Genomic DNA, 14,858 nt, shown 5'->3' with positions numbered 1-14,858 from the left:
TATTATGGCATATTTATTTACGTCAGAATCTGTGAGTGAAGGACATCCAGACAAAATTGCAGATCAAATTTCAGACGCATTAATTGATAATTTTTTAGCATTTGATTCAGAATCAAAAGTAGCTTGTGAAACTTTAGTTACAACCGGACAAGTTATTTTGGCTGGTGAAGTAAAATCTAACACCTATTTAGATGTACAACAAATCGCTCGTGATGTAATCAAGAAAATTGGTTACACGAAAAGCGAATATATGTTTGAAGCCAATTCTTGTGGTATTCTATCCGCTATTCACGAACAATCTGCTGATATCAATCAAGGTGTTGACAGAAAAAACCCTGAAGAACAGGGTGCCGGAGATCAAGGAATGATGTTTGGTTATGCAACTAACGAAACAGAAAATTACATGCCATTGGCACTTGATTTATCTCATAAATTATTGCAGGAATTAGCTATTTTAAGACGTGAAAATAACGAAATTACGTATTTACGTCCTGATGCTAAATCTCAAGTTACATTAGAATATAGCGATGACAACAAGCCAACTCGTATTGACGCTATTGTAATCTCAACTCAACATGATGATTTTGATGAAGAAGCAGTTATGCTTGCGAAAATCAAAAAAGACATCGTTGAAATTTTGATCCCAAGAATTATTGCAAAAAACCCAAAACAAGCGCATTTATTCAATGATGCAATTCAGTACCATATCAATCCAACAGGGAAATTCGTAATTGGTGGACCTCACGGTGATACTGGACTTACGGGAAGAAAAATCATTGTAGATACTTACGGAGGAAAAGGAGCTCACGGTGGTGGTGCATTTTCTGGAAAAGATCCAAGTAAAGTGGACAGAAGTGCTGCTTATGCTACACGTCATATCGCTAAAAATTTAGTTGCGGCAGGTGTTGCTGAAGAAATTTTAGTTCAAGTTTCTTATGCAATTGGTGTTGCAAAACCAATGGGTATTTTTATTGATACTTACGGAACATCAAAAGTAAACTTGACTAATGGTGAAATTGCTAAAAAAGTTGAAGCTATCTTTGATATGCGTCCTTACTTTATTGAGCAACGTTTGAAACTAAGAAATCCTATTTACAGCGAAACTGCAGCTTACGGTCACATGGGACGTACTCCAGAAACAGTTACTAAAACTTTCTCTGCTCCAGGTGGAAACGAAAAAACAGTCACTGTTGAATTGTTTACTTGGGAAAAATTAGATTTTGTTGACCAAGTGAAAACAGCTTTCGGATTGTAATAATTCAAAGCATTTATATATAGAAAACCGCAATTCAATTGGATTGCGGTTTTTTTTAGCCCTGATGGCAATGGAAATCCTTCGCGAAAAAGATTGAAATGTACAGCGGGATTAGCTCCTTATAAATTATACTTTAAAGAAAAAATTATATAGCGCGGTTGTACGGTATATTGAGACGTTCTGGTGGAGAATTGAGAGAAACTATCATCATTTAATGATGTTGTATTCAATAAATTGGTCCCACTGACTTTGTACTCCAGCTTACTGCCTTTCTTTTGATAAATCAAGCTTGCGCTCAAGAAATCATACTCATTATTGACTGTTTTAGCATTGTTGTAGTAATGGTAAAACTCATATTCAGTTACGAATGAAAAACTTTTTAGGAAGAAATAATCCAATCTGGCAAAGGGTTTCTCCGTGTAAAAAGTGGAGTTGTTGTAATCATTTTTGACCACATTATAACCAAGTTCCAGATTGGGCATATTTTTATAATTGGTAGACGCTTTCACCGTGTAGCTTTGTGTAAAACTTTCATTTGTAGACAAAACATTGTTTTGAATATTGTTGAATTTAGACCAATTCAAATTGGCTCCCAAAGACGCTTTGTAATTCTTCAAGAAAGAACGCCCATACGATCCGTTTCCAGATAAGGTTTCATCAGCAAAATCAGAATTATAGGGTGATGATGTTTGATTAACGCCATTAAAAAATGCACTGGTTTTTATCGCATCGACTTTTCTTGAATAAGTCGCAAAGGCGGTAATATTCTCGAAATTAAACATGTTGTACTTGAAATAACGCAGGGAATGTACTTGTGCTGTTGCATTTTCTAAAAACCTATTTCCTTTTGTCAAGCTGTTGAAATTGGAGAAAACATAACCTTCGGCCAATTGATTGATATCAGTAAAATTATTGGTATAGGAAAAATTATAAGTTAAACTTTCTGCTTTTTTTATTTGATAAATTGCTAAAAAATCCGGTAATGCTCTGTAGAAATTTTGACTTTTACTGGTTCCTAATTGCTCATTTGTCATATTGTAGGCATGCAAACTCACTCCTGGAGTGAAAGTGAATTTACCGGTCAATATCTTATAATGCAAGCCCAAGAACGTATCGTTAAAATTATAATTCACATCATTAGTATTCGCCACATCATCCAAATTATTGACCGTTTCATTATCTAAAATTTGAAAAATACTGGAGTTGAAGTTTTGATGGGAATACGTATTTCCTAAGGTAACATTGATATTACTTTTTGGGGTAAGCATATAATAATAATCCCACTTAGCATCGAGCTTATTAGTTTTCACAAAACGGTTTTGATTAATATCGTTTCTGTTTTGACCCGAAGTGTAACCCGATAAACTAAAAGGCTGCGATCTTAAATTAGCATTGTAAAAAGGATTCTCTTCTTGGTACAAATGTTGCATTTCGAAAGCAAAAATATTTTTATCGCTTTGGGTGTAATACAAACTCAGATTTTGATTCACAGAGGTTGGATCTTGTTTTTTCAAGGTATTGATGTTCTCCGTTTGAGAATTATTGCTCACAATAGATTCTCTAAGCAAAGAGTTATTTTCATCTTGCTTGGACAATTTCGTCAATATATCATAATCAAATTGAAACTTTGTGTTAGGTTTATAACTAGAACTTAATTTGAATAATCCCAAGTTACTTTTTTGATGTGCTACTTCTTGACGGTTTTCCGTTGATTGAATTTCGGAAGAATTAGGCTGTAAAATATTGGTTTGCGATTTTGTTTCTAAATCTGTTAGGGAAGAAGAAATAATCCCAAAACCACTTAAACTCCAAGCCTTATTCACATTATAAGAGAAATTTGTAGCTCCAAATTGGGTTTCAATATCTTTAGCGCGATTATTCCTCAAGAGTGAAATTCCTAAATCATTAGAAGAAACATTAAAACTCGATCCTCCTTTTTGCATCATGCCTCTAAAACCTCCCGTGAATTTAAAATAATCCTGAACTGTCAATGGAAGTTCCCCAATATTATTGAAGTTTGAGATTAGATTTATGCTGTATTTTGGGCTGTAATAAAACAATTTCGGATTGATTAAATAGCGGCTTTCTTCATGTGCTACTCCTATTCCTGCGGTCATGTCCCCAAACCAGAAATTTTTCTTTCCTGATTTTAGTTTGATGTTCATGGCCACATTGTCCTGATTGTTCTCGACTCCTTTTAGTATGGAATTCTCATTATAATTGCGCAAAACTTGAATTTTATCGATGGCATCCGCAGGAATGTTCTTCACTCCTAGTTTAGTATCTCCATCAAAGAAATCTTTTCCTTCCACCATTAGTTTGGTGACTTTTTTACCTTCGACTTCAACTTCACCATCAGCATTTACCTCAACACCAGGAAGTTTTTTCAACAAATCTTCCAGTTTGCGTTCAGTTCCAGTTTTGAAAGAATCTCCATTGTAAACTATGGTATCGCCTTTTATGGATACTGGCATTTCACGAACGATTTCCACACCGTCCAGCTCAATTCCGCCTTCTTCAAGGATGACGTTTTTAATGCTATTTTCAGCAGAAGTTGTGATTTCTAGCTCTTTATTCTGCATTCCCAAATAACTAATTTTTAAACTGTAAGCTGTATTTGGTTTTAAAGTAAGAATGAACTTTCCTTTGTCATTAGTAATGGCGTAGGAATCCATGGCTTTTGTTGTTTTATTAACTGCCATTACATTGGCCATTTCCAGACCAACAGTTTTTAAATCAGTTATGACTCCTTCCAGTTTTATAGATTGAGAAAATGAGATTGAGGTAATAAAAAATAAAGCCAGCAGTATTGATTTTTTCATTTAGGAAAAAGAGATGAAATCTTAATAATTAATTTTAAACTTAAATAATGAATTACAACTACCCGCCTATTCTCATGCGCATTCCGCCATTACCTCCTTGGCCTTGATTCATTTCTCTGAATTCTTCCATTTTTTTTATAACCGTTTCGTCAAAGTCTTTCTGAGAAATCACTTTCCCGTTTGAAGGCGCTTTTATTTCTGCTTTTACTTTAGAATTAAGCACCACTTTTGAGCATAGAATAACTGTTTTACCATCATTCACTTCTAATATCAAACCAGGTAAACCCCAATAATTTTCCGGACCTTGATTTACAGGAATTTCTGGAGTATACCAAGCGGTTATTACTATATCCTTGGGTATATTCATTTCATCCATAAAGCTCGTTTTCTTAGTGGCATCAGTAGGTTTTGCGGTTGCATTTTCTTCTTTTTTGCCTCTGAAATTTCTAAAATCTGTTTTACTTGCCGGACGAACTGCAGTCGCTTTGAAACAATTATACCCACCAATAACTCTGGTTTCGGCTTCCATTTTCCATTTTAAATTAGGCAAAGAATCTTTTACTAAAAATTCTTTTCCCATGAAATCCTTATCAACCGTATAGGATTTTTCTTTTACATTTTTGTAAAAAGTACCGCCTCCTCCCATCATCGAAGACATCATTCGCATGCCACCACCACCTTGACCTGGAGCATCTAATTTCTCTTCTTCTTTATATATGGAAGCTGATTTATTAAAGTTAAGAATGAATGTTTTTTCGAACATTTTCTTCATCCTTTCTTCAATCATTTTCTGCATATCTGGCGTCATGTCTTTGTTCCCTTGCATTCGCGTCTTAAAATCAGCTGTACTTGTCTTTGATTCATAAATCGCCATACCTTGAAATTCTTGTGCATGAAGCCCCAGACAAGAAGCTATTGCAAATACTAAAACGAAGATTATTTTATACATGATTATTTATTTTTAATGATAAGACTAGGTGTGCTCGTTAATGTTACAATACCCTATTAAATTAATAGTTAGACATCTGTAATGATACAAGGTTTAATTGTAATTTAGCGTTCTATGAAAAAAGCTATAATTCTGTTTTTTATTACATTCTTTACTGTTGCATTTGGACAAAACCAAAAACTGACTGCAACGAAAATTGGCTTCGTTCCTTTAGATTGCGACCAATTTTTAGAGCAAGATCCATTTGGCTATTATTACTATATTAAAGACAATGTTTTATTTAAATCTAAAGAAGGCGAGTCCTTTGAGTATAAGAATATTTCTTTAGGTAAAATCACAAAAGTTGATTTGATAAATCCGCTTACTATTGTTTTATTCTACGAGAATTTCAATACCGCTGTTTTACTAGACAATCAATTGAATGAAATCCAAAAGATCAACTTTTCTGAGAATAAAATACCAATACTCGTTGGTGCAATTGGGCTTTCCTCCCAAAATAAGCTATGGATATATAATAATTTAACCCCGCAAATAGGCCTTTTTGATTTTTTACAAAAAGAATATAAAACGGTCTCCATCCCATTTGTGAAGAACCTAATAAAATACCAAACTGATTTCAATACCTTTAATTGGATTGACGAAGAGAATAATTGGTACATGTGTGACTTATTTGGAAAAATAATCTTCAAAGGAAAAATACCTACTTTTGATTCTGTTGAAATAACAAACGAAAATAAATACCTCTTTAGTAGGAACAATATTCTTATTTATGTGGACATTGAGAAACAACTAAAATTTGAAATTAAAATTTCGGAAAAAACGTTTAAAAAATTCCATTACAAAGACCAAATTTTATCTATTTTTACATTCGAGGGAATTACAAATTATAAAATCACAATACCGTAATGCACATAGCAGTAGCAGGAAACATTGGCTCAGGAAAAACAACTTTGACACGTTTATTAGCGAAACACTTCAAGTGGGAACCCCATTATGAAGATGTAGTAGACAACCCTTACTTGGATGATTTTTATCATCAAATGGAACGTTGGTCATTTAATTTACAGATTTATTTCTTGAATAGTCGTTTTCGTCAAATAATGCAAATTCGTGAAAGCGGTAAAAAAATCATACAAGACAGGACGATTTATGAAGACGCCCATATTTTTGCTCCCAACCTATATTCTATGGGTTTGATGACAAATCGCGATTTTCAGAATTATTCTTCTTTATTCGAATTAATGGAATCAACGGTTAAAGCACCAGATTTATTAATTTATTTAAGAAGTTCTATCCCGAATTTAGTAGGACAAATTCATAAGCGTGGCCGTGAGTATGAATCCACAATTTCTATTGATTACTTAAGCCGATTGAATGAGCGTTATGAAGCTTGGATTCATACGTATGACAGAGGTAAATTGTTGATTATTGATGTAGACAATATAAATTTTGTCGATAATCCTGAAGATTTGGGAACTATTTTTAATAGAATTGACGCCGAGTTACATGGATTATTCTAAGATAAATTAACACCCTATATTTTAAAAATGCCTCACTTTCATGAGGCATTTTTTTTTATATATCAAAATATTACAATTTAAATTAATTAACTTTAACTACCCTTAATTTGTCAAATCTCAAATGCTAATGAATTGGTTTTTCTGATTATTAATTTAAATCTAAAAATCATGACACTGCCAAACTTAAAAAATAGAACTATTTGTTTTTTACTGATTATAGCGCTTATTCTGCAAAGCTGCGCTGTTTATAAAAAAACGCCTGTTACTTTAAATGAAGCGGCAAATGTAGATAGAAAAATTTTAGTGGTAAAAACAGACAATACAAAACTTAAATTTAAAAAAATTGAAAAAATTGATGGTGTATATTACGGTCTCATAAAAACGAAAGGCCAAATTGAAAAAATTCCATTAACCGAAAGCGATTTAAAAACTATACGTGTTCTAGACAAAACGGCAACAACAATAGGAAATGTTGCAATTGTTGTAGGTTCTTTAGGAGTTGTTTTCTTAGTTGTGGCAGCTATTGAACTATCAAATTTGGGTGACGATTGGGGAGATTGGTCTTATTGAATATTTAGGAAATACAGCACAAAGGATTTAAAAACAAAAATGCCCCGCAACTGCGAGGCATTTTTTGTTTTATAACTAAATCTATTATTTCAACGCATCAATTTTGGCTTGAACTTCTGCATCAGTTCCTTCAAAATTTTGGGTAGTAACTTTACCATTTATACTAGTTTTGATAGTAGCCTTTACTTTCCCGTCAACACTTGTTTTTTGAATTGAAACTTCCTTAGACATCATATGAGCAGGCATTGCCGCATTCATATATTTGCACGTTTTACTAGTGCATCCTTTAGCTACACATTCTTCTTGAGACATTGAAGTGCACATTTCAGAAACAGCACAGCAAGAGGCTTTATTAGCCAATGTATGACTGCCTTCGCCCAATATTGGTGCAATTACCAATCCAATCAAACAAGTTAATTTAATCAAAATGTTCATCGACGGTCCAGAAGTATCTTTGAATGGATCTCCAACAGTATCTCCAGTTACCGCAGCTTTATGCGCATCAGAACCTTTGTATGTCATTTCTCCATTAATTAGAACTCCTGCTTCAAAAGATTTCTTGGCATTATCCCAAGCACCACCTGCATTGTTTTGGAAAACTGCCCAAAGCACACCAGAAACAGTAACACCGGCCATATAACCACCTAACATTTCGGCAATTAATTGGTTGTTGTCTCCGTATACTAATTTACCAAGTAAAACAATCGCAATTGGAAAACCAATAGTCAAGATTCCCGGCAACATCATTTCACGCAAAGCTGCTTTGGTAGAAATATCAACACATTTTGCATATTCTGGTTTTCCGGTTCCTTCCATAATTCCTGGAATTTCTTTGAACTGACGACGCACTTCATAGACCATATCCATTGCTGCTTTCCCAACAGAATTCATCGCTAAAGCCGAGAAAACTACAGGTATCATTCCACCAACGAATAGCATTGCTAAAACGGGCGCTTTAAAAATATTGATTCCGTCAATTCCTGTAAAAGTTACATAAGCCGCAAATAAAGCTAATGAAGTTAATGCCGCCGAAGCGATAGCAAATCCTTTTCCTGTTGCTGCAGTTGTATTTCCTACTGAATCTAAAATATCTGTTCTTGTACGCACTTCTTTTGGTAATTCACTCATCTCCGCAATTCCACCTGCGTTATCAGATATTGGTCCGAAGGCATCAATGGCTAATTGCATTGCAGTAGTTGCCATCATCGCTGAAGCAGCTAATGCCACACCATAAAATCCTGCTAGGGCATAAGAAGTCCAAATTGCCGCAGCAAATAACAACACCGTTGGAAAGGTAGAAATCATTCCCGTTGCTAAACCAGCAATTACGTTAGTTCCTGCTCCAGTACTTGATTTTTGAACAATTGCCATAACCGGTTTTGTCCCTAATCCTGTATAATATTCTGTAACTGATGAAATAACTGCCCCAACGGTTAATCCAACAAGGGTTGCATAAAAAACTCTCATCGACGAAATATCTTGAATCCCTTCTCCGAAGAAATTCATTTTCATCGTTTCCGGTAACATATATTGTACTAAAAAGTAACACGCTACAGCAGTTAATAAGATAGAAACCCAGTTTCCAATATTCAATGCTTTTTGAACTTGCGCCTCTTTTGCATTTTCATCTGTAATTTTTACTAACATCGTTCCGATAATAGAAAACAAAATTCCAAAACCAGCAATTGCCATTGGTAATAAGATAGGTCCAATTCCGCCGAAAACATCTTTAATATTCCCTCCCATATCTTTAATCACATAATTTCCAAGAACCATGGCGGCCAAAACTGTCGCTACATAAGAACCAAATAAATCAGCACCCATTCCGGCAACATCGCCCACATTATCTCCTACATTATCCGCAATAGTAGCTGGATTACGAGGATCGTCTTCTGGAATTCCTGCTTCTACTTTACCCACTAAATCAGCACCTACATCGGCAGCTTTTGTATAAATACCACCTCCAACACGAGCAAATAATGCAATTGATTCCGCTCCAAGAGAAAAACCAGCTAATGTTTCCAGCACTTTGGTCATATCTTCTGATGAAGTCCAAACGCCACCCATAAAATAATTATAAAAGAAAATAAAGAAACTTGTCAAACCCAACACGGCTAAACCAGCAACTCCCAAACCCATTACTGTTCCGCCGCCAAAAGAAACTTTCAATGCTTGAGATAAACTCGTACGGGCTGCTTGTGTAGTCCTAACGTTAGTTTTTGTTGCGATTTTCATCCCCATATTCCCGGCGAAAGCAGAGAAAAATGCGCCAAAAATAAAAGCAACAACTATTAATATATTGGTGGTGTGAAATAAATAAGACATTCCTGCAAGAACAATACTTGCTCCAACTACGAAGAAAGCCAATAAACGATATTCAGCATTAAGGAAAGCCAGCGCCCCTTCATAGATATAATCTGAAATCTCTTTCATTTTACCGTCTCCGGCATCTTGTTTTAAAACCCATGTTCTTTTTACAAGCATAAATGCCAGTCCAATAAATGCCATGACTATTGGCAAGTAAATCATTATTGTATTCATAATTTTGGTTTGGTTTTTGGTTATTATTAATAATGTAACGAAACGAATTTAAACAAAAAAGCAATACTCTTAACGGAGTATTGCTTTTTTTGCAAAAATTATATGTGTGGGAATTATTTAATGCTAAATAATCCTTCTGGTTTGTTTTCAATATCGTCAAAACGTTTTGTACATTCTTTGATAATGGCATACGCTTCATTTACATCACCCCAACCACCAACATCTACTGTTTTGTTTTCTAAGTCTTTATAAACTTGGAAGAAATGTTCGATTTCCTTTAATAAATGCGGATTCATATCAGACAAATCGTTCAATGAATTCCAAATTGGATCAGAAACCGGTACACAGATAACTTTCTCGTCTGGTCCCTTATCATCTGCCATATGAAAAACACCAATTGGTTTTACTTCCATTACGCATCCAGGAAAAGTTGGTTCATTTACTAATACTAGAACATCTAATGGATCTCCGTCTAATGCTAATGTTTCAGGAATAAATCCGTAATCAGCAGGATACATCATGGATGAAAAAAGCATTCTGTCAAAACGCATTCTTTTTATTTCGAAATCATATTCGTATTTATTTCTACTTCCTCTTGGTATTTCGATAAGAACATCGAAAGTTGTTAATTTGTCTGCAGTCATTTTAGTTTTTTCTTTTCTATAATTATGGGTGCAAAAATAAGCAAACGATACGTTTTTACAATGAAAAATCCACGTTATCTCTACATTAAATTTTCATGAAATTAATATTGATATACTATTGTTCTGTTTCTTTTGTTCAAATAATAATGCCATAAAAGAAATGTGGCGTAAGAACGATACGGGCTCCATTGCACAGCATGAACTTCCATAGCTTCTTTTTCGTGAATATCGAGTAATTCTTTGATCGTATTTACAACCGCAATATCTCCTAGCGGCAATAAATCCGGGGCTTGCAGACAAAACATCAAATAAATATCTATGGTCCAGTTTCCTATTCCTTTTATTTTAATGAGTTCTTGTCGTACTTGATCCGCTGTTTTGGTTGGCAGGCTTTCTAAATCAATATCCTTGTTTAGTATAGCAACGGACAACGCTTTGATATAGGACGTCTTTTGACGGCTTACGCCAAGGGTCCTAAATTCCTCATCCTGTAAATCCACCAGAATAGATGGTTCAAAGATTTTTATCTTTTCTCTTAATTTTAAAAAAGTGGCTTTGGCTGAATCTATCGAAACTTGTTGCTCTAATATTAACAACAGTAAAGTCTCAAAACCTTGCGGTCTTTTTGGAATCGTTGGAAGTCCGTATTTTTCTATTATGAGTTTGAAAATCGTATCTTTTTCTGAAAGATATTCGATGGCTTGTTGCATAATCTGATTTTTTTAGCCCAGATGGAAACGGCATCCTTTTTATCTCGTTTTCAAAAACGAGATAAAAAGATATAGTGTACAGCTGGAAATAGCTTCAAATAAAAAATAACAGGAATAGATTCTGAAACAAATTCCTCTTAAAAATAGAAACCAAACGATCCTTTTACCGAAAAACGATTGGTATCAGGAGTGTTTAAATAACTTCCTCTCCAAGCGAAATCAATACGCAAAAATTTGAAAATATTCCCAATACCCGCATTGTATTCCCAGTAAACATTCTCCGGTGCATTATAAGCTAATCCGGAAGCATTTATCGCTCTGTTAGCATCTGATATGGTTCCATAAACTCCTTTTACTCCAATGATTTCTCTCCAATTGAGTTTTCTCATAAATGGGATTCTCGAAAAGAATCTCCCTTGAAAATTATGATTCCACTGCAATGTGGTATACTGATCCGATATAAACTCATAATAATTGAGGTTACTAAAGGTACTTTCGTTCGAAAAGAAGGTTTGATTCCCCGGTATAACGCTCATCAATCCCAAAGGAATTGTCCCAAAGGTTTTGCCCATTTCAAGAATAATATTGGATCGTCCTAAAGGCCCTATTATAATAGGTTGTTTGAAATACAATTGAATCTTTTCATATTTAAAATCACTATCCAACAATCCTTTAAAACCATGGCTGTAGTTCACAGAAACTTCACTATACGGACTGTCTGCAATATCTCTTTCTACGGCAAACCCTATGGCTTTCCTTTTAGGTGTATAACCTACCCGAAAATTAAATTCCGATTGTTTTACATCGCTTTTAGTAATGGTCTGTGCTGCATCAGTGTAATAATCTAAACTAAATGTAGGTGAGGCTGATTCTAACGTTCGATAGGAAAACCCAGTTTGAAAGGTTACGTTTTTTACTGGCTCTATTTCTAAAGCAACGGTACTTAAATTGATAGTCGTCAGCTTACCATTATTCCCCGAAGCAAAAATCGTTGACGACGCATTACTTCGACCCAAGACATCCGTTGAAGCGGTTAAACTCGAGCCTATTTGCTCCACATCACGCCTATTACCTCCAGACAAAATAAGTCGGTTTTTCTTATCTACCATCCATTTTCCTGAAAACCCGTATTTCAATTTATCATCTTTAAAACCATAGGCAGCATAACCTTGCAGTCTCCATGTATCGGCAGTACCAAAATAAGTTCTTGCGCCGGTACGTAGTCGAAGTCCTTCCACTTCATTGTATCCAAATGTGGAAAAAATAGGACCATAATCGATATGGCCAAACTGCACATAACCACTTGCAAGCACCATTACTGAACTTGATATTTGTTTGAATTTTTTAACGGTCTTTAACGTGTCTAGCATTTTATAAACCCCTAACTCGTCTTTGCTCAAATTCTCAAAACGGTTTTCATTCCAGAATTCATCTGATTTAGCGTAAACCGCTTTATCCATATAATTAACCTCTTCCTTATAAAAGGCAACTGGTTTCTCTTTATTGAATTCATGGTTCCTGTAGAAAGAAGTTCTCTTTCCATACAATCCTTTTGATTTCTCTTTTTTGTTTAAAGCAAAATCCGACATCAAATAATCACGGGTCAATAAAAAAACCGAATCATTGACCACATCAAATTCCTGCTCTAAATAAATATCTTTTACCCAGTTGATGTTAGCGCTTTTTGTAACCGCCATGTTGATTTTTTTGATCGCAAATGTGGAATCATTTACCCAAAAATCACCTTTGAAAGTCAGTTCGTTCTTGCGTCGGGGATAAAACACTATGTTGTAACACCATTTTTTATCCACAAACGAGCTGTCGCGCAATACATAATTATAAACATCAATACCAGTGCTAGACAATGGACTGGTAAAGCTTTTGTCAAAAAAAGTAAGGTGGTTGTCATAGATATTATAATCTGAATACAAATCTTTTACAAAAGATAAAATTTGCTGATTCCCTTCAAAACCCGAAGTTTTGTTGGCTTTCATTATCTCTTTTACCTTCTTCAATTTAGTATCTCCATATACATCATACAAAGCCTCATTGATAAAAATAGGCAAATACGTTTTTCCGGTAATTCTGGAAGTATCTACTTGATCAAAAATGAATTCCATGCCTTTGAAAAGCTTACTTTTCATAAAAGCACTGTCAATCGTATTCATATCAAACTCTACCTTCTCGTACTTTTCCATTTGGTACTGAGCAAATAAATTCAATCCGTTTTTGCGCTTGTGTTCCCAAATTTTTCTAAGAATATCAAGTGCAGGATTGTTTTTCTTTGAGGTTTTCCCCGAAAAAATTACCACTTCTTTTAGGCTCTCGGCTTCATTCAACTGAATTTTGAAATTATAATTTACCGGTTTTTCTAAAGCAATCTCTTTTTCTGAAAATCCTACAGATGACACTACAATTGTACTATATGTTTTTTGAGATTCAATATAAAAACGACCATCTTCATTAGTAACAATTCCTTCATTGGAATCTTTGAAAACGACATTTGCAAAAGGAATAGGCTGCCCTGATTTATCGACAACAATGCCACTCACTTTTGTTTGCGCAAAAGCGTTATTCGCAAACGCGAATAAAAAAAGCAGACTGATTATTAGGATTTTTTTCATAATTGTAAAAAAAAACTTCATCAAATATTTGTATGATGAAGTTTCTTTTGAATTGTTATTTGATTATTTGTACAGTACTTTTTTTACTGCTTTTACAACATCACCGGCATTAGGCAACCATTCTTTCAGTAAAACTGGAGAATAAGGCGCTGGCGTATCAGCTGTTGTGATTCGCTGAATAGGTGCATCTAGAAAATCGAAAGCGCGTTCTTGAACTAAATATGTAATCTCAGATGAAACACTTGCAAAAGGCCAAGCTTCTTCAAGAATTACTAATCGGTTTGTTTTTCTTACTGAAGTCAAAATTGTTTCGAAATCCAAAGGACGAACCGTTCTTAAATCGATAATTTCACAGGAGATTCCTTCTTTTGCTAATTGATCAGCAGCGATGTAAGCTTCTTTAATGATTTTTCCAAAAGAGACAATCGTAACATCGGTACCAACACGTTTTATATCAGCAACACCAATTGGGATTGTATATTCACCATCTGGCACTTCTCCTTTATCACCATACATTTGCTCTGATTCCATGAAAATTACAGGATCATTATCACGAATAGCTGATTTCAAAAGTCCTTTTGCATCATAAACGTTAGAAGGAACTACAACTTTAAGTCCTGGAGTATTTGCAAACCAGTTTTCTAAAGCTTGCGAGTGTGTTGCTCCTAATTGCCCTGCTGAAGCAGTTGGACCACGAAAAACGATTGGCACATTAAATTGCCCACCGGTCATCTGACGCATTTTAGCGGCATTATTTATAATTTGATCAATTCCTACTAAACAGAAATTGAATGTCATGTACTCCACGATTGGTCGACACCCATTCATTGCTGATCCTACTGCAATACCTGTAAAACCAAGTTCCGCGATTGGAGTATCAATAACTCTTTTTTCGCCAAATTCAGCAAGCATTCCTTTAGACGCTTTGTAAGCACCATTATATTCTGCAACTTCTTCACCCATTAAGTATATGGACTCATCGCGACGCATTTCTTCACTCATTGCTTCGCAAATGGCCTCTCTAAATTGTATCGTTCTCATAGTTATAGTGTATGTGTGTAATTTTTAGAAAAGCAAAAATAATTATTTAAAACCACTTTAATGCATAAATTACTTTAAAATAATTAGGAGCTATTTCCGGCTAACCGCTATATCTTCTTGCAGTCTAGTTCTAAAAAACTAGACTGCAAGAAGATATAGCGGTTAGCCGGGCTACGAAATCG

11 protein-coding genes are annotated in these 14,858 nt (G+C 34.7%); 4 read left to right on the top strand and 7 right to left on the bottom strand.

Annotation, left to right across the window (positions count from 1 at the left end; translation table 11 throughout):
* Window positions 1-4: 4 nt before the first annotated feature.
* Window positions 5-1,255, top strand: a complete 1,251-nt coding sequence (gene metK, locus BUC23_RS03710; RefSeq protein ID WP_073205832.1) for a methionine adenosyltransferase — start codon at window positions 5-7, stop codon at window positions 1,253-1,255.
* 119 nt (window positions 1,256-1,374) lie between these two features.
* Here the strand turns inward: metK and BUC23_RS03705 are convergent, their stop codons facing one another.
* Together BUC23_RS03705 and BUC23_RS03700 are read right to left on the bottom strand one after the other, a co-directional pair.
* Window positions 1,375-4,077, bottom strand: coding sequence for a carboxypeptidase-like regulatory domain-containing protein (locus BUC23_RS03705; RefSeq protein WP_073205607.1), 2,703 nt, complete (start codon window positions 4,075-4,077; stop codon window positions 1,375-1,377).
* Between the two features lie 58 nt (window positions 4,078-4,135).
* On the bottom strand, window positions 4,136-5,026 hold the full coding sequence (locus BUC23_RS03700) for a GLPGLI family protein (protein ID WP_073205604.1): 891 nt from the start codon (window positions 5,024-5,026) through the stop codon (window positions 4,136-4,138).
* A 114-nt stretch (window positions 5,027-5,140) separates the two neighbouring features.
* Between BUC23_RS03700 and BUC23_RS03695 the strand changes: the two genes are divergently transcribed.
* From BUC23_RS03695 to BUC23_RS03685, 3 genes are all read left to right on the top strand, one after another.
* A complete protein-coding gene (locus BUC23_RS03695; protein ID WP_073205601.1) occupies window positions 5,141-5,932 on the top strand; it encodes a hypothetical protein in 792 nt (263 codons plus the stop codon).
* The gene (locus BUC23_RS03690; protein WP_073205598.1) at window positions 5,932-6,546 is read left to right on the top strand and encodes a deoxynucleoside kinase; all 615 of its coding nucleotides are present in this window, start codon (window positions 5,932-5,934) and stop codon (window positions 6,544-6,546) included. Before BUC23_RS03695 ends, BUC23_RS03690 begins: the two co-directional genes overlap by 1 nt.
* A 168-nt stretch (window positions 6,547-6,714) precedes the next feature.
* Window positions 6,715-7,116, top strand: coding sequence for a hypothetical protein (locus BUC23_RS03685; protein ID WP_073205596.1), 402 nt, complete (start codon window positions 6,715-6,717; stop codon window positions 7,114-7,116).
* A gap of 84 nt (window positions 7,117-7,200) precedes the next feature.
* On the opposite strand, the gene BUC23_RS03680 is transcribed toward BUC23_RS03685, so the two are convergent.
* The 5 genes from BUC23_RS03680 to BUC23_RS03660 all read right to left on the bottom strand — a co-directional run bounded on the left by BUC23_RS03680 (window position 7,201) and on the right by BUC23_RS03660 (window position 14,676).
* Window positions 7,201-9,657 carry a sodium-translocating pyrophosphatase gene (locus tag BUC23_RS03680; RefSeq protein WP_073205592.1) on the bottom strand — a complete coding sequence of 819 codons (2,457 nt, stop codon included), beginning with the start codon at window positions 9,655-9,657 and terminating at the stop codon, window positions 7,201-7,203.
* A 113-nt stretch (window positions 9,658-9,770) separates the two neighbouring features.
* Entirely contained in the window at window positions 9,771-10,301 is a 531-nt protein-coding gene (locus BUC23_RS03675; RefSeq protein WP_073205589.1) for an inorganic diphosphatase, read from the bottom strand.
* A 101-nt stretch (window positions 10,302-10,402) separates the two neighbouring features.
* The gene (locus BUC23_RS03670; RefSeq protein WP_073205586.1) at window positions 10,403-11,011 is read right to left on the bottom strand and encodes a DNA-3-methyladenine glycosylase family protein; all 609 of its coding nucleotides are present in this window, start codon (window positions 11,009-11,011) and stop codon (window positions 10,403-10,405) included.
* Window positions 11,012-11,148: 137 nt separating this feature from the next.
* Window positions 11,149-13,635, bottom strand: coding sequence for a DUF5686 and carboxypeptidase-like regulatory domain-containing protein (locus BUC23_RS03665; protein ID WP_073205583.1), 2,487 nt, complete (start codon window positions 13,633-13,635; stop codon window positions 11,149-11,151).
* Window positions 13,636-13,698: 63 nt separating this feature from the next.
* The gene (locus BUC23_RS03660; RefSeq protein WP_073205578.1) at window positions 13,699-14,676 is read right to left on the bottom strand and encodes a pyruvate dehydrogenase complex E1 component subunit beta; all 978 of its coding nucleotides are present in this window, start codon (window positions 14,674-14,676) and stop codon (window positions 13,699-13,701) included.
* Window positions 14,677-14,858: the final 182 nt, after the last annotated feature.

This window comes from Flavobacterium xinjiangense, from assembly GCF_900142885.1.
Lineage (GTDB): Bacteria > Bacteroidota > Bacteroidia > Flavobacteriales > Flavobacteriaceae > Flavobacterium > Flavobacterium xinjiangense.
This window is presented reverse-complemented; position numbering and strand designations above follow the sequence as displayed.